Below are 23,706 nucleotides of genomic sequence, written 5' to 3'. Positions count from 1 at the left end.
ATGTACACCAATTTACGTTATCTTTGTGATATGAAGAAGATAATTCCAATAGAAGACGGTGATTACTACTTAACACCTGAAGGATATCGCTGTTTTACAGAGCAATACCATTTAAAACGCGGGTATTGTTGCGAGAGCGGTTGCAGACATTGTCCGTATGGATATGATGCTAAAACAAATGCGACTAAAAACAACTAAAGTCAGTACATACTATGACATTTAAAGACCAAATATTAGAAGGTATCCCTAACCAATTACCACAACCAAAACCTTTTGATGCTAACATAAATCACGCACCAAAACGTAAGTCTATTTTAAGTAAAGCTGAAGAAACGTTAGCTTTAAAAAATGCGCTTCGTTATTTTGACAAAAAACATCATGCAACATTACTACCTGAGTTTAAAAATGAATTGGATACGTATGGTCGTATCTATATGTACCGTTTAAGACCAGATTACAAAATGTACGCTAGACCTATTAACGACTATCCTGCGCAATCAAAACAAGCCGCAGCGATTATGTTAATGATACAAAACAACTTGGATTATGCTGTGGCACAACACCCACACGAGTTAATTACTTATGGTGGTAATGGTGCTGTATTTTCTAATTGGGCACAATACCGACTAACCATGAAGTATTTGGCAGAAATGAATGACGAGCAAACACTAACCATGTACTCTGGACACCCAATGGGGTTATTCCCATCACACAAAGAAGCCCCAAGAGTTGTTGTTACTAACGGTATGATGATCCCTAACTATTCTAAACCGGATGATTGGGAAAAATTTAATGCCCTAGGTGTAACACAATATGGTCAAATGACTGCCGGGAGTTACATGTATATTGGTCCACAAGGTATTGTACATGGTACGACCATTACCGTATTGAATGGTTTTAGAAAAATTAAAAAAGAACCTAAAGGAAACTTATTTGTGACTTCAGGATTAGGCGGAATGTCTGGTGCACAACCAAAAGCTGGTAATATAGCGGGTTGTATTACTGTCTGTGCTGAAGTTAATCCAAAAATCACGCAAGTCCGTTTGGATCAAGGATGGATTGATGAGAAAATTACCGATTTAAACCAATTAGTAGATCGTGTTATTAAGGCTAAAGCCGAAAAAGAAACCATATCAATTGCCTACTTAGGAAACATTGTAGACGTTTGGGAAACCTTTGACAAAGCAAATATCCATATTGATCTTGGAAGTGATCAAACCTCTTTACACAATCCATGGGCTGGAGGATATTATCCTGCAGATCTATCTTTTAAAGAGGCTAATGTAATGATGGCTGACAATCCTGAATTATTTAAAGAAAAGGTTCAAGAAACATTAAGACGTCATACTGCTGCTATTAATAAACATACTGCAAAAGGAACATACTTTTTTGATTACGGTAATGCCTTTTTACTAGAAGCATCTAGAGCAGGAGCAGATATAATGGCTGAGAATGGTATTGATTTTAGATACCCAAGTTACGTACAAGATATTATGGGCCCTATGTGTTTTGATTATGGTTTTGGTCCTTTTAGATGGGTTTGTGCGTCAGGAAAACCTGAAGATTTAGCAAAAACAGACGCTATTGCTTGTCAAGTATTAGAAGACATCAAAAAACAATCACCTCCAGAAATCCAGCAACAAATGGCTGATAATATCCAATGGATTAAAGGTGCACAAGCCAACAAACTAGTTGTAGGCTCTCAAGCAAGAATATTGTATGCTGATGCAGAAGGACGTATGAAAATTGCCGAAGCTTTTAACCAAGCTATCAAAAACGGAGAGATTGATACTGTAATATTAGGACGAGATCATCATGATGTATCAGGAACAGACAGCCCGTATCGTGAGACTTCTAACATCTATGATGGCTCAAGATTTACAGCAGATATGGCTATTCAAAACGTAATAGGCGATAGTTTTAGAGGCGCTACTTGGGTAAGTATACACAACGGTGGTGGTGTTGGCTGGGGAGAAGTTGTTAACGGTGGATTTGGTATGGTTCTTGATGGTAGTAAGGAAGCATCAAAACGATTAAAACAAATGCTATTTTGGGACGTTAATAATGGTATTTCAAGACGAAGTTGGGCCAGAAATGACGAAGCTATTTTTGCAATAAAACGCGCTATGGCTATTGAACCTAATTTAAGAGTAACGTTACCAAATCTAGTTGATGAAGATTTATTAAATTCACTTTAAAACAATACTGCTATGAAAAAAATTATGAAACTGTTACCTATCGTGTTAGTCGCTATAGCACTAACATCTTGTAGTTCTGTTAAAGTTGCTGCCGATTATGACAAAGCTGTAGATTTTAACAATTACAAAACCTTTGCATTTTTTAAATCAGGAATAGACAAAGCTGAAATCAGTGATTTAGACAAACGAAGAATTCTTCGTGCTATTGAATCTGAATTATTAGCAAAAGGGTTTACTAAGTCTGAAAAGCCAGACGTATTAGTTAGCATCTTTACAAAATCTAATCAACGTGTTGATGTATACAATAACTCTTGGGGCGCAGGCGCTTGGGGTTGGGGCGGACCACGTTGGGGATGGGGTTGGAATTCGCAACCAAATATATCAACATCTACACAAGGCGTATTATTTGTAGATTTAATTGATGCTAATAAAAAAGAATTGGTTTGGCAAGGACAAGGTACCGGTTACCTTTCTAAAAATGTAGAAAAGAAAGAAGAACGCATCAAGGAGTTTGTTGCTAAAATAATGGAGAAATATCCTCCGGGAATGGAGAAATAATTTTATAATAGATTTATATTAATCATTATATGTTTTTAAAAAAGCGACTACTTTAAACAGGTAGTCGCTTTTTTATTTTACAGTAAATAAGGTTTAGCATGACCATTATCAATTAACCACTGATTAAGGTTTAATCCATCTTCTAAAACTATATCTCCCAAATAACGCCCATATTTACCTTGTTTGTCTTTATATGTCCGTATTATAACCTCTTTATCCAAAATCATACTTCGTACAATATCTCTCACTTTTTTACCCTCTACTTTTTCAGCTCCTCTTAACTCGGGTGTATCAATTCCGTATAGACGTAATTTCATTTCTTGAGAGTGTAAAAAACCTAAATCAACAATTGCTGTTACAGTATCACCGTCGTAAACTGCTATTATTTTAGCTTTATATGTATACATAATATTTTTTTTATATTGATAAATATACAAAATATAAAAAGCCCTTAAAACATATGTTTTAAGGGCTTTTAAATATTATAACAAACTAGTTATTTAGTTTTTGTTTTGATCTTTAAATTTATCAAACTCACTAGCCTTTACTTCTCTTGGCCAAGAGTTATTAGAAACATCCACATCTGCTGTTTCTAATTTAGGATCTACAGTAATACTTACTAGCTCTTTTTCGGTTGCTAAAGTCTTACTAACTTCTTTATCGTTAAGTCTCCAAATTTGTGCTGGATACGTTTCCGTTTTTGATGTTCCATCAGCATAAGTGTACTCAACTATAATTGGCATCACTAATCCACCTGGCTTTTCAAAAGTTACTTTGTAAAAGAATTTTGGTTCTTTTATTTTAGCTCTTTCAGCAGGCGTAAAGTTGTCCATAATATATTCGTTTAAAGTTGCTGAATTTTCTAAAGCTGTTTTACCTTTTAAACTCGCATTAAAATCTTCACTTCCTTCTTCTACAAAATATACTAAAGGTGGTAAGTCACTTAACTTCATCCCTCTTTGTTCTGCTATTTTTTTGATTTCAGCATTAGGCTCATTAGATACAAAATACTTTTTTACGTCTTTTACACCTATATCAACATAGTCTGTTGTGTAAAACCATCCTCTCCAATACCAATCTAAATCTACTGCAGATGCATCTTCCATTGTACGGAAAAAATCTTCTGGAGTTGGGTGCTTAAACATCCAACGTTGTGCGTATTCTCTAAAAGCATAGTCAAATAACTCCTCTCCCATTACTGTTTCACGAAGAATATTTAAAGCTGTTCCCGGCTTGCTGTATGCGTTATTACCAAACTGGTAAGTATTTAATCCTTTAGTCATTATTGGTGCAATATAATCTTGATCACCACCCATGTATCTTACAATATTTGCTGCTGGTCCACGACGTGATGGATAAGCTGTTTGTCCTTCAGACAATGCTGCTGGATACCACTTTCCAAAATCTTGTTCTGCTACGTACTGTACAAATGTATTTAAACCTTCATCCATCCAAGTCCATTGACGCTCGTCACTATTTACAATCATAGGAAAAAAGTTATGCCCTACTTCATGAATAATTACAGACATCATACCAAACTTAGTTCTATCATTATAGTTTCCTTCTTTATCAGGACGACCATAATTCCAACAGATCATTGGATACTCCATTCCTTGCTCTTTAGCATGTACAGATATTGCTTTATGGTAAGGGTAGTCAAAAGTCATACGCGAGTAAGACTTTAATGTACTTGCTACTGCTTTAGTAGACCAGTCTTCCCATAATGGGTTTCCTTCTTTACCATATAATGATACAGCCATAACATCTTTACCACCAATCTTAACACTCATCATATCCCAGATGTAACGTCTTGACGTTGCAAAACCAAAGTCACGTACATTTTCTGCATATAACTTCCATGTTTTAGTCTTTGTTGATTTTGTACTTAACTTAGCAATTGCTTCGTCTTGTGTTACTATAACAACAGGCTCATCATAAGATTTTTTAGCTTGCTCATAACGTTTCATCATATCTTTTGAGAACACGTCTTTTCTATTTGTCAATTTACCTGTACCATCTAAAATATGATCTGCAGGTACTGTAATATTTACTTCAAAATTTCCGAAAGGTAATGCAAACTCATCACGTCCCCAGAATTGAGAATTTTGCCATCCTTCTACATCATTATATACTGCCATTCTTGGGTAGAATTGTGCAATAACGTATGCTCTGTTATCATCTTCTGGAAAATACTCGTATCCAGAACGTCCTCTACCATTTACGTGATCATTGATGTTGTACCACCATTTGATAGAAAAAGAAAATGATTCTCCAGACTTTAATGCTGTTGGCATTTCAACACGCATCATTGTGCGGTTAATCATATGCGGTAAAGCACGACCTTTAGAATCTTTTACTTCTTGGATATTAAATCCACCGTCAAAAGCTTCCGTTAAATAGCTATTTGCAAAACTACCTGGTGTTGTTGCAGGCTGTGCAGAATCATCACTAATTAATGGTGTTTTTGAATCTTTAGCACGCATATTTTGATCTAACTGAACCCATAAATAACTTAGGTTATCTGGCGAATTGTTAGTATACGTAATAGTTTCGTAACCTGATAATTTTGCATTAACATCATCAAGCTCTAAGTCCATCTTATAATCTGCTTGTTGCTGGTAGTAAGCAGCACCTGGAGCACCCGAAGCTGCTCTATACATATTAGGCGTTGAAAACTCTTCATACAACTGCTTGAACTTGTTGTTGTTTGTGTGACCTTGCTGAGGCTCTTTCTTATCTTCTTTTTGGTCTTGTGCAAAGGCACTTATAGACACAAAAAATGCTGAAAGAAATAAATACTTTAGTTTTTTCATTTGTGAGTGGTTGTTACTTTAAGGACGTGAATTTAACAAAAATTAACGTTGAATAAAATGTTTGTTAAAAGTTTAACAAACCTTTATCTTTCTGTGGTATTAAAACAAAAGTCTTGTTTTTACCATTAATATTGTTTCGTACAATATTTTTTTGATCTTCAAAAATATCAAATAAGACCTTGTTTTGAATCTCAATACTTTTAATAGAGGCTACATTTTCAATTTCTAGATAACAGCGCATAATGTCATCATCATACTCTTTTCCTATAAATTTCAACATTGCTGGTGTTCCGTTAATGTTGATAAACATCTTTTCTAAAAGATACTTCTTTATATAACTATCAATTATTGCCTCGTCTTGACCATCATTTAATGTCACCTTTTCATCATAACGTTTACGAATCAATTTTTCGATATCATCGACAAAAATTCGTGATATTATCTGTACCGATTGCTTCTCTTTTACATATTCGATTTGCGTAATACTAACATAGTATTTATGTATCCCTGAAAAAGAGAACAACGCAAACAAGCTAACTAATAAAATATATTTAAATGGCTTCATGAAGTTTAATTATAATTACAAATTTAATTGAATAATGACAAAAAGCATTCCAATTGTTATTTTATTCTTTTTCTGATAAATTTAGCTTGTATTGCTCTAATTTTTTTTTGAAAAACGCAAAAGCATCTAAGTTATTCTTACTGCACTTACTTCTAAAATCTGGGTCTTCTTGTACAAAATAGAAAAACTCTACATGATGCTTTTCCTCCAGCGGATGAGTTTTAAAAAAATCAATCGACAAATCATCCTTTAACCTGGCCAACAAAGCATCGTCGTTTTCTAATTGTATTTGTGCCTTTAATCTTTTAGTACGTCCAGTTATTGCATTGATAATTGGATTTAAAGGAATTATTCCTCCACCTGTCGTGGCTTCAAACAAACGCCTCTCGGATTGTGTTTTTTGCTTGCCTTTATAACCAGGAATTCCGACGTCGTAAAAATTAATTTTAGGTTTAGCTGTAGAAGTTAGAACATCATCCGTTAAGTTTCCAGATAACGATCTAGCTAGGTAAACCTCGTCCAATTCGTTAACAAAAACCTCTAATTTTACTTGTAAAGATTTTAACGCTATATCACTATCAGTAACTACCCTAAACAACGTTTTGTATTGTATTGCGGTAAATATTATAGTGTCATTTACTTTTGCAGATATGGTAAAAGCACCTTTAACGTCCGATGTTGCATTGGTCAGGGATGTTTTATTTAAAATATGTACCCCCTCAACATCATCATCCCCATCTATTAATCCAGACAACTCAAATTTTTGAGCATGGACTGTAGAGATAATAAAAAAACAAACTAACCTTGAAATTAGCTTAGTCTTTTTCAATGGTTGTCTTTAAAAATTTTTTACTTTCTGAGTTAAGATGCTCAATTAGCTCCATCTCTTTTCCTTTATCTAAAAGCGTGCTATCAAAATCACTAGTTTCCACAAAAGCTATAAAAGCTTCTACCTGATCTTCTGGTATTTTAAAATTTAGAGTATAATAATCGTGATTATAAACATCAGACAATGCTAAAACCTCTATTGGCTCTGTACTATTATTATTTCTATTCTTCTTGTCTTTCTTTTTAAAAATCAAACCAACCAAACCATCTAGAATAGCAATAACATCTGCTTGGTATCTTATTCTTTCGTTTTGACTCATTGCGGCTAAGTTATCAACTTTACTATAAGAGTCATCTGCAAATTCGTACAAACTAATATCATCAACACCAAAGTAAATAGCATCCATATTAGCGTTAAATGTTTTTACACTTGACACATCTTCCTTTAAAATACCTGTTAAATTATAAGGTAAAATAACAACTTCATCTAACTTATTAACTTGCTCTACTAAGTAGACATTCATTTGCTTAAAATCTATAACTTCTTGTGCTACCACAACATTAAAATCTTTAAACTGAAGTGCGGCCACACTAATTTTATCATTCAACATGGCTTTTATAGTAAATTCACCTTTTTCATCAGTAATAGTCCCTCTATTAGAAGATGAATTATACACCGTGATACCTTCTACGTCGGGAGAATCAATAATAATTTTACCTTTTATTTCTACTCGTGTAGAGTCTTGAGCTGACGCAAAACTAAAGGTCAATAATAAAAATGCAATTAAATATGATTTCATGTTGGTTGATTTTACGTAAATTAAAAACTTTTACTCTTAATGTTAATGTAAAGCCTCTATAATCTTTTGTTAAAAGCTTCTAATAACTAAATTTACAAAAACTATATTTATGAAACAATTATTAATAGCAAGTACTTCAACCTTGCATTCAGGTGCCTATCTTGATTATTTACTTGACGCTTTAAAAATTCACTTTAAAGATATAAAAGACATTATTTTTATTCCCTACGCACGCCCAAGTGGTATATCTCATGATGATTACACAAAAAAAGCAGCAGAAGCTTTTGCTAAAATTGATATAAAAGTTACAGGTTTACACACCTTTAAAAATCCTGCTGAAGCTATTGCCAATGCAAAAGGGATATTTACAGGTGGCGGAAACACGTTTGTCTTAGTTAGCTCATTGTATCAATACAAATTATTAGAGCAATTAAAAAGCGCTATCAATAGCGGAACACCCTATTTAGGAACTAGCGCTGGAAGCAACATTTGTGGATTAAATATCCGTACCACTAATGATATGCCAATTGTGTATCCTCCAAGCTTTAAAACTTTAGGGTTCGTGCCTTTTAATATTAATCCTCATTATTTGGATCCCGACACCAACAGTACACACATGGGAGAAACTAGAGAAACTAGAATAAAAGAGTTTCATCAATTTAACACACAACCAGTCGTTGGATTACGTGAAGGTAGTTGGCTAAAAGTAAATGGGCAGTCTATTGAACTTAAAGGCACATTAACTGCAAGAATTTTTGAATATGACAGCGAACCTTATGAAGTAGAAACAGGAACTTTTTTAAATGAATTGAAATAAAAAAAGCTTCATCGTTATGATGAAGCTTTTAGAGCGAGAGACCAGGTTCGAACTGGCGACATTCAGCTTGGAAGGCTGACGCTCTACCAACTGAGCTACTCTCGCATTTCCGATGGCAAAAATAGAACTTATTTCCAATATACAAACAATTATTTCAATTATTTTTTATGTTTTTTAACCGATTTATTTGCTTTTCACCGATTACCGCCCAATAAATAGAACTATTTTACTTAAAAAACAAGGAATCATTCTTATTTTCGGTTTAAAATCCCGAATTAATGAAAAAGTTATTACTAGTACTATCCTTTTTTTTGACAACAAACTTATTTGCCCAAGTCAAAATAGGTGACAATCCACAAACAATAGATCAAAATTCCATCTTAGAATTAGAAAGTTCTGATAAGGCTTTAGTAGTTACAAGACTTTCTGCTGCACAGATGAATGCTATCTCCCCTCTAAATGGAGCTTTAGTGTATAACACTGACGCAAATTGTTTATTTCAATATAACGACAACTCATGGACTAGTTTATGTGTGGACGTTATGGCAAACGAAACAATAACATCACTTGTAGACAACAATGATGGAACAATTAGCTATACCAGTGAAGACGGAGCAATTACAACTATAATAAAATCTGCTCTGATAGACAATGGAGACGGAACTTATACTTTTGATAATGGGAATGGGACACCTATAACATTAGATGTATCCGCATTAGAGACCGTAACAACATTAATTAATAATGCAGATGGTACATTTACTTACACTTCCGAAGATGGTACAGTAACCACTGTTGATACCAATAGCGCTGAAACTTTAACAGCTATAGTGCTTAACCCTGATAATGCGAGTATTGATTATACAGATGAAGATGGTGTTATTACCAACCTAAACTTTGCTGCAATTGTTGCAAACCTAGAAGCTTTAACGACTATCGTTGACAACAATGATGGTACTTTTACTTTTACCGATGAAGACGGTGTAACTACAACTTTAGATGTTGCCAACTTAGAAACGCTAACTACAATTGCACTTAATCCTGATAACACTAATATAGATTACACGGATGAAGATGGTGTCGTTACTCAATTAGATTTATCTGCAATCGTTGCAAACCTAGAAGCATTAACAACTATAGTAGATAATAACGACGGAACTTTTACTTATACGGATGAAGATGGTGTTGCAACAACTTTAGATGTTACAAACCTTGAAACATTAACGACTATAGCACTTAATGCTGATAACGCAAGTATTGATTATACTGATGAAGACGGTGTTATTACTAACCTAAACTTTGCTGCTATCGTTGCAAACTTAGAAGCATTAACGACTATCGTTGATAATAACGATGGAACATTTACTTACACGGATGAAGATGGTGTAGCAACAACTTTAGATGTTGCTAACTTAGAAACGCTAACTACAATTGCACTTAACCCAGATAATACTAACATTGATTATACAGATGAAGATGGTGTCGTTACTCAATTAGACTTATCGGCTATCGTTGCAAACTTAGAAGCATTAACAACTATCGTTGATAATAACGACGGAACATTTACATATACAGATGAAGATGGTGTTACAACGACTCTTGATGTTGCTAACTTAGAAACGCTAACTACAATTGCACTTAACCCAGATAATACTAATATCGATTACACAGATGAAGATGGTGTAGTTACGCAATTAGATTTATCAGCTATCGTTGCAAACTTAGAAGCATTAACAACTATTGTAGATAATAACGACGGAACTTTTACTTATACAGACGAAGACGGTGTAACAACTACTCTAGATGTTGCTAACTTAGAGACACTAACAACTATTGCGCTTAATCCAGATAACACTAATATTGATTATACGGATGAAGATGGTGTCGTTACTCAATTAGATTTATCAGCTATTGTTGCAAACCTTGAAGCATTAACAACTATCGTAGATAACAACGACGGAACTTTTACTTATACAGACGAAGACGGTGTAACAACTACTCTAGATGTTGCTAACTTAGAGACACTAACAACTATTGCGCTTAATCCAGATAACACTAATATTGATTATACGGATGAAGATGGTGTCGTTACTCAATTAGATTTATCAGCTATTGTTGCAAACCTTGAAGCATTAACAACTATCGTTGATAATAACGATGGTACATTTACTTACACAGACGAAGACGGTGTAACAACGACTTTAGATGTTGCAAACTTAGAGACATTAACAACTATTGCGCTTAATCCCGACAATACTAATATTGATTACACTGATGAAGATGGTGTAGTTACTCAATTAGATTTATCAGCTATCGTTGCAAACTTAGAAGCATTAACAACTATCGTTGATAATAACGATGGAACATTTACTTACACTGATGAGGATGGTGTTGCAACAACTTTAGATGTTGCTAACTTAGAAACGCTAACTACAATTGCACTTAACCCAGATAATACTAATATCGATTACACAGATGAAGATGGTGTCGTTACTCAATTAGATTTATCGGCTATCGTTGCAAACTTAGAAGCTTTAACGACTATCGTTGATAATAACGACGGAACTTTCACTTACACTGATGAAGATGGTGTTGCAACAACTCTTGATGTTACAAACCTTGAAACATTAACGACTATAACACTTAATGCCGATAACGCAAGTATTGATTATACAGATGAAGACGGTGTTACTACCAACCTAAACTTTGCAGCAATCGTTGCAAACTTAGAAGCATTAACAACTATCGTTGATAATAACGATGGAACTTTTACTTATACTGATGAAGATGGTGTCGCAACGACTTTAGATGTTGCTAACTTAGAAACGCTAACTACAATTGCACTTAACCCAGATAATACTAACATTGATTATACGGATGAAGATGGTGTAGTAACTCAATTAAATTTATCAGCTATCGTTGCAAACTTAGAAGCATTAACAACTATCGTTGATAATAACGATGGAACTTTTACTTACACTGATGAAGATGGTGTCGCAACGACTTTAGATGTTGCTAACTTAGAAACGCTAACTACAATTGCACTTAACCCAGATAATACTAATATCGATTACACAGATGAAGATGGTGTAGTTACGCAATTAGATTTATCAGCTATCGTTGCAAACTTAGAAGCATTAACAACTATTGTAGATAATAACGACGGAACTTTTACTTATACAGACGAAGACGGTGTAACAACTACTCTAGATGTTGCTAACTTAGAGACACTAACAACTATTGCGCTTAATCCAGATAACACTAATATTGATTATACGGATGAAGATGGTGTCGTTACTCAATTAGATTTATCAGCTATTGTTGCAAACCTTGAAGCATTAACAACTATCGTAGATAACAACGACGGAACTTTTACTTATACAGACGAAGACGGTGTAACAACTACTCTAGATGTTGCTAACTTAGAGACACTAACAACTATTGCGCTTAATCCAGATAACACTAATATTGATTATACGGATGAAGATGGTGTCGTTACTCAATTAGATTTATCAGCTATTGTTGCAAACCTTGAAGCATTAACAACTATCGTTGATAATAACGATGGTACATTTACTTACACAGACGAAGACGGTGTAACAACGACTTTAGATGTTGCAAACTTAGAGACATTAACAACTATTGCGCTTAATCCCGACAATACTAATATTGATTACACTGATGAAGATGGTGTAGTTACTCAATTAGATTTATCAGCTATCGTTGCAAACTTAGAAGCATTAACAACTATCGTAGATAACAACGACGGAACTTTTACTTATACAGACGAAGACGGTGTAACAACTACTCTAGATGTTGCTAACTTAGAGACCTTAACAACTATTGCGCTTAATCCAGATAATACTAATATAGATTACACAGATGAAGATGGTGTAGTTACTCAATTAGATTTATCTGCAATCGTTGCAAATCTAGAAGCATTAACAACTATAGTAGATAATAACGACGGAACTTTCACTTATACTGATGAAGACGGTGTAACTACAACTTTAGATGTTGCTAACTTAGAAACACTAACTACAATTGCACTTAACCCAGATAATACTAATATCGATTACACAGATGAAGATGGTGTCGTTACTCAATTAGATTTATCTGCTATCGTTGCAAACTTAGAAGCACTAACGACTATCGTTGATAACAATGACGGAACTTTTACTTATACTGATGAAGACGGTGTAGCAACAACACTTGATGTTACAAACCTTGAAACATTAACGACTATAGCACTTAATGCTGATAATGCAAGTATTGATTATACAGATGAAGACGGTGTTATTACTAACCTAAACTTTGCTGCTATCGTTGCAAACTTAGAAGCATTAACAACTATTGTTGATAATAACGACGGAACATTCACTTACACTGATGAAGATGGTGTCGCAACAACTCTTGATGTTACAAACCTTGAAACTTTAACGACTATAGCACTTAATGCTGATAACGCAAGTATTGATTATACAGATGAAGACGGTGTTATTACTAACCTAAACTTTGCTGCAATTGTTGCAAACCTAGAAGCATTAACGACTATCGTTGATAATAACGACGGAACTTTTACTTATACGGACGAAGATGGTGTTGCAACAACTTTAGATGTTGCTAACTTAGAAACGCTAACTACAATTGCACTTAATGCTGATAACGCAAGTATTGATTATACAGATGAAGATGGTGTTGTTACTAACCTAAACTTTGCTGCAATCGTTGCAAACTTAGAAGCTTTAACGACTATCGTTGATAATAACGATGGAACATTTACTTATACGGATGAAGACGGTGTAACGACAACTTTAGATGTTGCTAACTTAGAAACACTAACTACAATTGCACTTAATCCAGATAACACTAACGTTGATTATACGGATGAGGATGGTGTAGTAACTCAATTAGATTTATCGGCTATTGTTTCAAACTTAGAAACGGTTACTACTTTAGTTGATAATACGGATGGAACATTCACTTACACTTCGGAAGATGGTACTGTAACTACTTATGACGAAACAACGACTATCATCGCTTTAAACTCGGATGATACTAATATTGATTATACTGACGAAAATGGATTAGTAACACAATTAGATCTTACTGATTTAGTTGACAATTTAGAAACAGTTACTTCTTTAACTTTTAATACGACCTCTAATCAATTAGAATATATTGACGAAGATGGTACAACTAACGCTGTTGATTTAGGCGCTTTAGTATCTACTGTTGTTGATGATAATGCTAACACTTCGGTGCAAACCATAGCAACACACACTTCTGGTGACGGAACTGTCGTAGCAATCGAAGAAACAGTTACTACTTTAGTTGATAATGCGGATGGTACGTTTACTTACACTTCGGAAGATGGTACTGAAACGACTTATGACGAAACAACGACTATCATCGCTTTAAACGCGGATGATACTAATATTGATTATACGGACGAAAATGGGCTAGTAACACAATTAGATCTTACTGATTTAGTTGACAATTTAGAAACAGTTACTGCTTTAACTTTTAATACAACTTCTAATCAATTAGAATATATTGACGAAGATGGTACAACTAACGCGGTTGATTTAGGTGCGTTAGTATCTACTGTTGTTGATGATAACGCTAACACTTCAGTACAAACCATAGCAACACATACTTCTGGTGATGGAACTGTCGTAGCAATCGAAGAAACAGTTACTACTTTAGTAGACAACGCGGATGGAACATTCACTTACACTTCGGAAGATGGTACTGAAACAATCTATGACGAAACAACGACTATCATCGCTTTAAATGCTGATGATACTAATATTGATTATACGGACGAAAATGGGTTAGTAACACAATTAGATCTTACTGATTTAGTTGATAATTTAGAAACGGTTACTGCTTTAACTTTTAACACGACGTCTAATCAATTAGAATATATTGACGAAGATGGTACAACTAACGCGGTTGATTTAGGTGCTTTAGTATCTACTGTTGTTGATGATAACGCAAACACTTCAGTACAAACCATAGCAACACATACTTCTGGTGATGGAACTGTCGTAGCAATCGAAGAAACGGTTACTACTTTAGTTGATAATGCAGATGGAACTTTTACTTACACTTCGGAAGATGGTACTGAAACGACTTATGACGAAACAACAACTATCATCGCTTTAAATGCTAATGATACTAATATTGATTATACTGACGAAAATGGGTTAGTAACGCAATTAGACCTAACTGATTTAGTAGATAACTTAGAAACGGTTACTTCTTTAACGTTCAATACAACAACTAATCAATTAGAATATATTGACGAAGATGGTACAACTAATGGTGTTGACTTAGGCGCTTTAGTATCTACTGTATCAGATGATAATGCTAACACTTCAGTGCAAACCATAGCAACGCATACTTCTGGTGACGGAACTGTCGTAGCAATCGAAGAAACAGTTACTACTTTAGTAGATAACGCGGATGGTACTTTTACTTACACTTCGGAAGATGGTACTGAAACGACTTATGACGAAACAACGACTATCATCGCTTTAAATGCTGATGATACTAATATTGATTATACTGACGAAAATGGGTTAGTAACGCAATTAGATCTAACTGATTTAGTAGATAACTTAGAAACGGTTACTTCTTTAACGTTCAATACAACAACTAATCAATTAGAATATATTGACGAAGATGGTACAACTAATGGTGTTGACTTAGGCGCTTTAGTATCTACTGTATCAGATGATAATGCTAACACTTCAGTGCAAACCATAGCAACGCATACTTCTGGTGACGGAACTGTCGTAGCAATCGAAGAAACAGTTACTACTTTAGTAGATAACGCTGATGGTACTTTTACTTACACTTCGGAAGATGGTACTGAAACGACTTATGACGAAACAACGACTAGCATCGCTTTAAATGCTGATGATACTAATATTGATTATACTGACGAAAATGGCTTAGTAACGCAATTAGATCTAACTGATTTAGTAGATAACTTAGAAACGGTTACTTCTTTAACGTTTAATACAACTTCTAATCAATTAGAATATATTGACGAAGATGGTACAACTAATGGTGTTGACTTAGGTGCTTTAGTATCTACTGTATCGGATGATAACGCTAACACTTCAGTGCAAACCATAGCAACGCATACTTCTGGTGACGGAACTGTCGTAGCAATCGAAGAAACAGTTACTACTTTAGTGGATAACGCTGATGGTACTTTTACTTACACTTCGGAAGATGGTACTGAAACGACTTATGACGAAACAACGACTAGCATAGCTTTAAATGCTGATGATACTAATATTGATTATACTGACGAAAATGGTTTAGTAACACAATTAGACCTTACTAATTTAGTAGACAATTTAGAAACGGTTACTTCTTTAACGTTCAATACCACAACTAATCAATTAGAATATATTGACGAAGATGGTACAACTAATGGTGTTGACTTAGGTGCTTTAGTATCTACTGTATCGGATGATAACGCTAACACTTCAGTGCAAACCATAGCAACACATACTTCTGGTGACGGAACTGTCGTAGCAATCGAAGAAACAGTTACTACTTTAGTGGATAACGCTGATGGTACTTTTACTTACACTTCGGAAGATGGTACTGAAACGACTTATGACGAAACAACGACTATCATAGCTTTAAATGCTGATGATACTAATATTGATTATACTGACGAAAATGGTTTAGTAACACAATTAGACCTAACTGATTTAGTAGACAATTTAGAAACGGTTACTTCTTTAACGTTCAATACAACAACTAATCAATTAGAATATATTGATGAAGATGGCACAACTAATGGTGTTGACTTAGGCGCTTTAGTATCTACTGTATCGGATGATAATGCTAACACTTCAGTGCAAACCATAGCAACGCATACTTCTGGTGACGGAACTGTAGTTACAATCGAAGAAACAGTTACTACTTTAGTAGACAATGCGGATGGTACTTTTACTTACACTTCGGAAGATGGTACTGAAACGACTTATGACGAAACAACAACTATCATCGCTTTAAATGCTGATGATACTAATATTGATTATACTGACGAAAATGGGTTAGTAACACAATTAGATCTTACTGATTTAGTTGATAATTTAGAAACAGTTACTGCTTTAACTTTTAATACGACTTCTAATCAATTAGAATATATTGACGAAGATGGTACAACTAACGCTGTTGATTTAAGCTCATTAGTGCACACAGGAACACAAGGATCTATATTCTTTGCTGGTGCTGATGGAAATCCAACTGAGGATAACGACCAATTATTCTGGGATGAAACTAATAACAGAATGGGTATTGGTACTAATACACCAGATAATAAATTACAAGTTTCAGGAGCTATACGCTCTGCTGGTTTCCTTAACTCAGATGGAAATGCTGGAGAACCTTCATACAGATTTACTGACGACACAAACACAGGTATGTATAGCCCAGCAGCAGATGAAATTGGATTTACTGTTGGTGGTGTAGAAGCTCTAAATATTGACGAAACAAGTGGTGCTACTACAGTAACAATAAATGAAACTTTAGACTTAGACGGGCCTGTGCTAGACGAAAACGATTTACCAGGAACACCTGGACAAGTACTTACAGCAACAGCTACAGGAACAGTTTGGGCAAGTGGTGACGATGCTGACTCAGATCCAACAAACGAACATAATACTGCTTTTAGTGCTGACGGAACAAATCTTACTATAACAGATGGTGGAAGTGCACTAAGCGTGCCTCTTACAGACATAGACTCTGAAGTAACACAAGTCGTTACAGCTGGTAACACTATTGCTACTCATCAAAGTGCATCTGGAACATCGACCGATATTTTAGAAACAGTTACAACATTTGTTGAAAACACAGACGGGACTGTTACTTACACTAATGAAAACAATGTTGCAACCACTGTTGGAAGTGTAGGTCCTCAGGGTGCTACTGGACCTCCAGGACCTGCTGGAGTAAATGGAACTGACGGAGTCTCTCCAACAATTACTCTTGTAAAAGAGACAATTGGTATTGTTTTCGCAGCTGCACACACACAAGCTAATGGTACAAATTCATTTAATATTAATTGTACCGTAACAAGAACAGCGGTAGGAAGATATACAGTTGCTTTCGCAACAGCGCATCCAAATGGCGCAAACTACGATATCGCTTTTGGAGTACAAGAAGATGCTGTTAACCGTGATTCAAGACTAGCGTCAGTTGTTACGGGTACACAAACAGCTAATGGTTTTCAAGTAATGGTAGCAACGGGTGATAATGGTGTTACAGCAGATGTATTAGTTGATGAAGTTTGGTATTTTAATACCTCAGCAACTAAAGAGGTAATAACAGATGTAACAGTTTCTAAACCTGGTCCAAGTACTCTTGGTGGTAGCGGGACTAATACTGCAACTCCAACAGGAACAATAACTGGAAATCTAGTGTCAGATAATTTTCAAGACGGTAATGGCAACGCTCCTTTTAACCTTCAAATTAGAAACAATTCAGGTACTACCTTTACTAATGGATATCAAATATTATTAGATAACGTACCTTATTCAAGCATACCAAATTTAAACTTAGGTAATCACACCTTAGTAATAAATGATAACGGAGACGGTACATATGACTACTTATTTTCTTATACTAATTCTGTTGCAGCTGGGGCGAGTGTCCCTGAAATCACTGGAGATTTACCTGTACCTGCAGGAACAGGAAGCTCTTGTGGATGTGTAACATTTTACAGTAACTAAAAAACAGTAAAGATGAAATCATTTAAAATAATTTTGACTGTCACTTGTAGTTTCTTTATTCAAACAGCACTTGCACAAACACCTACCGGAGCAGAAATGCTAGGTTTAAATAACGTACCTACTACCGAGTTGAGTAATGTAACTGGACCTATAATAGGCAGTTTATTGTTTAACCCTACAGATCAAAATGTGTACATGTATACAACTGCAGGATGGACAACCATTAATAATGCTAATGATTTAGATGGAGATACCACTAATGAATTAAATACAACTGTCGTTCTTAATGGAACAAATCTAGAAACTACAGATGCAGGAGGAACAATTACAACAAACTTAGCATCATTGACCTCTACCGTAACACCAGTAGTTACAACAGGAAACACCATTGCAACACATACTAGCGGTACGACAACTACAAACATAACCGAAAGTAATACCTCACTTCTTCAAAACGCGACTAGTGCAACCGGTGAAATAACATATACCAATGAATCTGGAATTGCTAATACAGCACAAGTTATTGCAGCAGAAACTGACAACCAAATAGAAGTTGGTGCAAATGGAGGAGCCTATTTAGGACCTACAGTTTACACAGGAACTTTTATTATTTCAGCGGAAGGAACAACTACAGTAACAGGTATTCCTTTTCAACCATCACAAGTTACATTTGTAGCTAATGCTAATGTAGAAAGTTTGGATATTGATAGTGACAACGCAGTAGGAGACAATGCTAGGGGAATCTCAAATTCGTTTGGAACAATGAATGGTTTTGCCAGAAATACCAATGGCACTTTAGTACAACAATCAATGTATTCTGGTGGACACGGAAATTCAATTAATGATAATTCTAGATATGCCAGCAGCTCCAATTGTATAGGTGTTAGATATGGAGATCAAAACGGTAGTAGTTTAGGTAAAATTGAAGGTGCTTTTAATGCTTTTACTCCGGATGGATTTACAATTGCAGTAAACTACACTAATGGAGTAATAACAGTTAATAGTACAACAGCCACGGTTAATGTCCAACCAGGAGATGTAAATAACGAAAGCTTATTAGTCATGTATACTGCCTACAAATAAAAGTAACCTAAAATATAATACAAATTTTATTTTATCAATTTATCCATATTTTTAAAAACATCTTAATTGTAAGAACAACTTAACCCGTTACATGTGGTTGCCCCGTACCACATGTAACACCTACAAACTAAAAACTAATGATAATTAAAAGCGACATACTAACTAAAATCAAATCATACAAATTCATTTTAATTCTTGTAAGTGTTTGCTTTGCTCAATCTGCATTTGCACAAACCCCTACAGGCGCAGAAATGCTAGGTTTAAATACTGTACCTACTACTGAGTTTAGTAATGTAACTGACCCTATAATTGGTAGTTTATTATTTAACCCTACAGATCAAAATGTGTACATGTATACTACTACTGGATGGAGAACAGTTAATAATGCCAGTGATTTAGATGGTGATTCAACTAACGAATTAAATACAACAGTAATACTTAATGGTTTAAACTTAGAAACTACGGATGCTGGTGGAACAATATCAACTGACCTATCTACTTTAACCTCTTCGATAACTCAAACGGTTACAGGCGGAAATATTATTGCCATGCATACTTCTGGAAATGGAGACACAATAGCAATTAACGAAACCAACACAACTTTACAATTAGTAGATGGCGATTTAGAGTACACTAAGGAAGATGGCACTAAAGATGTTATACCATTAAGCGCTTCATGTGCAATAAAAGGGACAAGAGCTCAAATTATAGCAATGAGTGGGTCTTATGACGAAGGTTGTCACTACATTGTTACAGATGCGCCAGAAAGCGGAACATTATTAGCTAGTGTAATTTCTTTACACGCGGTTTCGCCAACCTCTTTAAGCATGGATGTTTCCGTATTAACAGATCATGACACACATAGTTGGAATGCAATTTATGATATTGGAACAAATCAATTCAAAAAAATATATGACAACCTCTTTAACGAGGTTACGGGAGTAGCTACTATAAACACGTTTCCTTTCGGAAATACAGCAGTACAAAGAAATACGGTTAAAAATTCAGTATTCAATTATACCGCAGGAAGTTTTAATGATAATGAAATCAGTGATTCTAGTGTAACTATACTTAGCGGAACAAACAATAATAACGTTTTTAAAAATGTTATATATAACCAGCAAGGATCTGGTACTATTAACTTCTCTACCCTATCTAATAATTCTAATATTAGAAATGGAGATGTTAACATAATTAGTACAACATTTACTAACGCTACAGTATTATACATGACGGGTAGCGCAGGTAGCATTGCGCAATGTAATTTTAATAGGTTTTACGCTACCGCTGCACAAAACATTGTATCTCTAAAATTATTAGATTCAAATTTTAGTAGCTACAGTTCATTTTCATCATCAGGAGCTTCATTATTAAGTATTACTAGAAATGATTTTGAAAGCTACGGAAGAACATCGCAAGCTGCAGGAACATCTTTAACCATGAATTATGGGGAAGTAAGAGGAAACTCTTATGTGGATCTTAATACAGGAACATTAACGTCCAACGAAATGTTTATTAATAACCAATCGTATATCAGATATGACCGCTCAGGAGCCTCGTTAGTTGATAATATGGTTATTGAAAATGGATCTTATTTTAGAATGGAAGGATCATCTACAAAAAGTGCAACAAATAATAAAATCACAACGGGATCTAATATTAGAGTTGGAGATGTCTCATTATTAGGAAACACGATCAAATCCTACTCTAACATTGCTGCATACGATTCATCAGGAGTAATTAATTATGTTGATCTATCAGGATCAACAATGACTGCTAATGGCGTTGCAGATTTATCAATACAAAGAGCAACAGGATTTAGTTATGGACGGTTTTTATTTGCAAATGCGGCATCTGTAAAAGCTTTGGGTGTTACTGCTAGTAATTATGGTTATTTTCAAGTGTACGCTGGTAAAAAAGGAACTTTTAATTATTCTTCCGTTTCAAACGCAGCATTTAACCGTGTTAGAAATGGCGAATTAACGGTACAATATACAGACACTAAAAACAGTGCTTATATAGATCAGAATAGTAGTGGTATAAACACTGTAAATTATTCAGATTTAGCAGCATCAGGGTCTAGAATATATTTTGAAAACTCTGCAACAGATAATTTAATAAGTCAAGTAACCGTTAGAGGAAGTAGTTATGTTAGATTAAGAGGAACAACCAACGGTGTACAACACTCTAATAACACCTTTACTTCTGCAGTTGCTATTGATCATAACAATAGTACAAATGGCCAAATGAGAAATTCTAATTTTACATCAAGTGCTCGGTTATACGATTATGATAATTCTAGTGCACATTACTTCTATTATTGTAATGCTAATTCCAATGGAGAGATTAGCCAAAGAAATAATACAGGAGAAACAAGATTTTATTCATTAGACGCTTCAAGCCAATCTATAATTAGATATACCAATTCTAGTGGTAACTATTATTATTCTGCTATGAGTGCATACTACTATCAATTAACTAGTGGTGCTAGTGGTACAAAATCAGGACTATTTGGTATAGGTAGACATAGCAATACAATAGCTAATCCTATAAAAACAAACATAAACACTATTAATAGTTATATCGATAATTTTTAAGATGAAATACATATATACCATACTACTTTTAGCTATTACAGTAACGGTAAGTGCACAAGAAGATTTAGAAAAGGCTTTTGAAATTGAAAGAGACTCAATACAAAAACTAATAGAGTTGGCTGCAGATGATGAAACTGAACTAAACAGATTAATAGACGTAATGTCTAAAAAAGAAGAAGCTTTTCAAAAAGGTTTTACTAAACAAACTAATGAGAAAATCGCTTCAGAAAATTCTAAAATTAAATCTGAGTTAGATAGAATTGAACTACAAACAATTAAAAAATTAGATTCAATAGTTAAAGCAAATGACAAAGAATTAGCTGCTAACTTTTCTATTATAGAAGAAGCTCCAAAACCAAAAAGCGAATTATTATTAAAATTTATAGATTACAATAACCAAGGAAATCCAAACAGTTGGATAATAGAGAGAATCGAGAAGAAAGATTTGGAAGCAATTGCTAAAGAGCTTAATATACCTATTGAAAATGGTGACAGTGATCAATCTGCATTAGTAGATAAAATTAAAAAAACATTACAGTCATGAAAAAAACATATATATTAATTTTCACGTTCTTTTCACTAATTATGAATGCACAAGATGCTTTTCATAATTTTGGTAATGTCCAAATACATGATCAAGGTGCTATGGGATTTCATCTTGATTTACAAAATGATGGAATGTTTAACCAAAATCTAGGTTTAGCCGGGTTTTATAACGACATAGGTTCAATAACTATTTTTGGAACAGAAATACCTAGATTTTTTGACATGGAAGTGGCAGTAGATAACCACCTGTTTTTAGAGATTAATACTGAAGTAACTAACGGTGTCGATTATTTGATCGGAGATGTTGTTACTCCTAGACTAACACCTTCAATCTCTCTAGACTATCTTAACAGTGCTATCTACACTCTTGAAGACGACCTCAGAAACGTAGACGGTTATGCATCCGCAACCAGCGATCAATCATTTGTTTTCCCTATTGGTCAAGACGATAAATTTAGACCGTTAATCACACCAGCTCAACCTAGTGTTGTAAGATTTAGCGCTGCCTATTTTAATGAAGACCCTAACTTCCCTTCTACTTTTACAAATACATTTGATACTTCTATTTCTGAAGGTATAATTAATCAAGTAAACACAGAAGAATTTTGGGATTTTGACGGAGTTGACCAAACTTTTGTAACCTTAACTTGGGACCCAGATAGTCAGATTGATAATTTAGTTGATGATTTGATGAATTTAAGAGTTGTTGGTTGGAGTAAAACCGAAAACAAATGGTTAGATCTTGGAAACTCGTCAATAACAGGAGACTTAAGTACAGGTACAATCAGCTCCATTGAATTTATTCCTGCAGATTACGAAATAATAACTTTTGGAGCTTTAATAGGAAGCAGTGGCTTAACTATTTATAATGGAATTAGCCCAAATAACGATGGACTAAATGATGTTTTTGTTATTGAAGGTGTAGAGCTATTTAATAATACTTTAGAAATTTATAACCGTTGGGGAAGAATTGTATACGATGCCGAAAATTATGATAACACGTTTGACGGTGTATCAAACAAAACAGTTGTTGGTACCCAAGGTGAGAAACTTCCTGTAGGAACTTATTTTTATGTATTAAAGTTGACAGAAGAAGACAAAGCATATTCTGGTTGGATATACATTACGTATTAAATC

At 34.5% G+C, this 23,706-nt stretch carries 14 protein-coding genes and 1 tRNA gene; 9 read left to right on the top strand and 6 right to left on the bottom strand.

Annotated features, from left to right (window positions below):
* Window positions 1-30: 30 nt before the first annotated feature.
* The 3 genes from ACZ2G2_RS08450 to ACZ2G2_RS08440 are packed head-to-tail and all read left to right on the top strand — an operon-like array spanning window position 31 to window position 2,756.
* Entirely contained in the window at window positions 31-198 is a 168-nt protein-coding gene (locus ACZ2G2_RS08450) for a DUF5522 domain-containing protein (RefSeq protein ID WP_157823449.1), read from the top strand.
* 14 nt (window positions 199-212) lie between these two features.
* A complete protein-coding gene (locus ACZ2G2_RS08445) occupies window positions 213-2,198 on the top strand; it encodes a urocanate hydratase (protein WP_090842425.1) in 1,986 nt (661 codons plus the stop codon).
* Window positions 2,199-2,210: 12 nt separating this feature from the next.
* Window positions 2,211-2,756: a DUF4136 domain-containing protein gene (locus ACZ2G2_RS08440; protein WP_090842427.1), complete on the top strand. Its 546-nt coding sequence runs from the start codon at window positions 2,211-2,213 to the stop codon at window positions 2,754-2,756.
* Between the two features lie 77 nt (window positions 2,757-2,833).
* Here the strand turns inward: ACZ2G2_RS08440 and ACZ2G2_RS08435 are convergent, their stop codons facing one another.
* From ACZ2G2_RS08435 to ACZ2G2_RS08415, 5 genes are all read right to left on the bottom strand, one after another.
* Window positions 2,834-3,163, bottom strand: a complete 330-nt coding sequence (locus tag ACZ2G2_RS08435; protein WP_218143726.1) for a thermonuclease family protein — start codon at window positions 3,161-3,163, stop codon at window positions 2,834-2,836.
* Window positions 3,164-3,256: 93 nt separating this feature from the next.
* On the bottom strand, window positions 3,257-5,569 hold the full coding sequence (locus ACZ2G2_RS08430) for a M1 family metallopeptidase (protein WP_090842429.1): 2,313 nt from the start codon (window positions 5,567-5,569) through the stop codon (window positions 3,257-3,259).
* 64 nt (window positions 5,570-5,633) lie between these two features.
* On the bottom strand, window positions 5,634-6,134 hold the full coding sequence (locus ACZ2G2_RS08425) for a DUF6702 family protein (RefSeq protein WP_470391817.1): 501 nt from the start codon (window positions 6,132-6,134) through the stop codon (window positions 5,634-5,636).
* A gap of 61 nt (window positions 6,135-6,195) precedes the next feature.
* Window positions 6,196-6,963 (bottom strand): hypothetical protein, encoded by a 768-nt coding sequence (locus ACZ2G2_RS08420; protein WP_470391816.1) that lies wholly within the window; start codon window positions 6,961-6,963, stop codon window positions 6,196-6,198.
* Entirely contained in the window at window positions 6,950-7,762 is an 813-nt protein-coding gene (locus ACZ2G2_RS08415; RefSeq protein ID WP_470391815.1) for a carboxypeptidase-like regulatory domain-containing protein, read from the bottom strand. The genes ACZ2G2_RS08420 and ACZ2G2_RS08415 overlap by 14 nt, the downstream gene beginning before the upstream one ends.
* A 109-nt stretch (window positions 7,763-7,871) precedes the next feature.
* Here ACZ2G2_RS08415 and pepE point away from each other — a divergent pair, with 109 nt between their 5' ends.
* Window positions 7,872-8,579: a dipeptidase PepE gene (gene pepE / locus ACZ2G2_RS08410; protein WP_470391814.1), complete on the top strand. Its 708-nt coding sequence runs from the start codon at window positions 7,872-7,874 to the stop codon at window positions 8,577-8,579.
* 32 nt (window positions 8,580-8,611) lie between these two features.
* Here the strand turns inward: pepE and ACZ2G2_RS08405 are convergent.
* Window positions 8,612-8,684 (bottom strand) — tRNA-Gly (locus ACZ2G2_RS08405).
* A gap of 173 nt (window positions 8,685-8,857) precedes the next feature.
* Between ACZ2G2_RS08405 and ACZ2G2_RS08400 the strand changes: the two genes are divergently transcribed.
* The 5 genes from ACZ2G2_RS08400 (at window position 8,858) to ACZ2G2_RS08380 (ending at window position 23,703) form a co-directional block, all read left to right on the top strand.
* Complete coding sequence (locus ACZ2G2_RS08400; RefSeq protein WP_470391813.1) at window positions 8,858-18,343, top strand: hypothetical protein; 9,486 nt, start codon at window positions 8,858-8,860, stop codon at window positions 18,341-18,343.
* 12 nt (window positions 18,344-18,355) lie between these two features.
* Complete coding sequence (locus ACZ2G2_RS08395; protein ID WP_470391812.1) at window positions 18,356-19,426, top strand: hypothetical protein; 1,071 nt, start codon at window positions 18,356-18,358, stop codon at window positions 19,424-19,426.
* A gap of 137 nt (window positions 19,427-19,563) precedes the next feature.
* Window positions 19,564-22,023 carry a hypothetical protein gene (locus ACZ2G2_RS08390; RefSeq protein ID WP_470391811.1) on the top strand — a complete coding sequence of 820 codons (2,460 nt, stop codon included), beginning with the start codon at window positions 19,564-19,566 and terminating at the stop codon, window positions 22,021-22,023.
* A gap of 1 nt (window position 22,024) precedes the next feature.
* Window positions 22,025-22,567, top strand: a complete 543-nt coding sequence (locus ACZ2G2_RS08385) for a hypothetical protein (RefSeq protein WP_470391810.1) — start codon at window positions 22,025-22,027, stop codon at window positions 22,565-22,567.
* Window positions 22,564-23,703, top strand: a complete 1,140-nt coding sequence (locus ACZ2G2_RS08380; RefSeq protein WP_282069312.1) for a gliding motility-associated C-terminal domain-containing protein — start codon at window positions 22,564-22,566, stop codon at window positions 23,701-23,703. The genes ACZ2G2_RS08385 and ACZ2G2_RS08380 overlap by 4 nt, the downstream gene beginning before the upstream one ends.
* Window positions 23,704-23,706: the final 3 nt, after the last annotated feature.

Source organism: Olleya sp. KKT75, assembly GCF_055635485.1.
This window is presented reverse-complemented; position numbering and strand designations above follow the sequence as displayed.

What these genes read in the sequence shown, in the direction of transcription:
- ACZ2G2_RS08450 (WP_157823449.1), top strand. Translation starts at nt 31, where the DNA reads ATGAAGAAGATAATTCCAATAGAAGACGGTGATTACTACTTAACACCT.
- ACZ2G2_RS08445 (WP_090842425.1), top strand. Translation starts at nt 213, where the DNA reads ATGACATTTAAAGACCAAATATTAGAAGGTATCCCTAACCAATTACCA.
- ACZ2G2_RS08440 (WP_090842427.1), top strand. Translation starts at nt 2,211, where the DNA reads ATGAAAAAAATTATGAAACTGTTACCTATCGTGTTAGTCGCTATAGCA.
- ACZ2G2_RS08435 (WP_218143726.1), bottom strand. Translation starts at nt 3,163, where the DNA reads ATGTATACATATAAAGCTAAAATAATAGCAGTTTACGACGGTGATACT.
- ACZ2G2_RS08430 (WP_090842429.1), bottom strand. Translation starts at nt 5,569, where the DNA reads ATGAAAAAACTAAAGTATTTATTTCTTTCAGCATTTTTTGTGTCTATA.
- ACZ2G2_RS08425 (WP_470391817.1), bottom strand. Translation starts at nt 6,134, where the DNA reads ATGAAGCCATTTAAATATATTTTATTAGTTAGCTTGTTTGCGTTGTTC.
- ACZ2G2_RS08415 (WP_470391815.1), bottom strand. Translation starts at nt 7,762, where the DNA reads ATGAAATCATATTTAATTGCATTTTTATTATTGACCTTTAGTTTTGCG.
- pepE (WP_470391814.1), top strand. Translation starts at nt 7,872, where the DNA reads ATGAAACAATTATTAATAGCAAGTACTTCAACCTTGCATTCAGGTGCC.
- ACZ2G2_RS08400 (WP_470391813.1), top strand. Translation starts at nt 8,858, where the DNA reads ATGAAAAAGTTATTACTAGTACTATCCTTTTTTTTGACAACAAACTTA.
- ACZ2G2_RS08395 (WP_470391812.1), top strand. Translation starts at nt 18,356, where the DNA reads ATGAAATCATTTAAAATAATTTTGACTGTCACTTGTAGTTTCTTTATT.
- ACZ2G2_RS08390 (WP_470391811.1), top strand. Translation starts at nt 19,564, where the DNA reads ATGATAATTAAAAGCGACATACTAACTAAAATCAAATCATACAAATTC.
- ACZ2G2_RS08385 (WP_470391810.1), top strand. Translation starts at nt 22,025, where the DNA reads ATGAAATACATATATACCATACTACTTTTAGCTATTACAGTAACGGTA.
- ACZ2G2_RS08380 (WP_282069312.1), top strand. Translation starts at nt 22,564, where the DNA reads ATGAAAAAAACATATATATTAATTTTCACGTTCTTTTCACTAATTATG.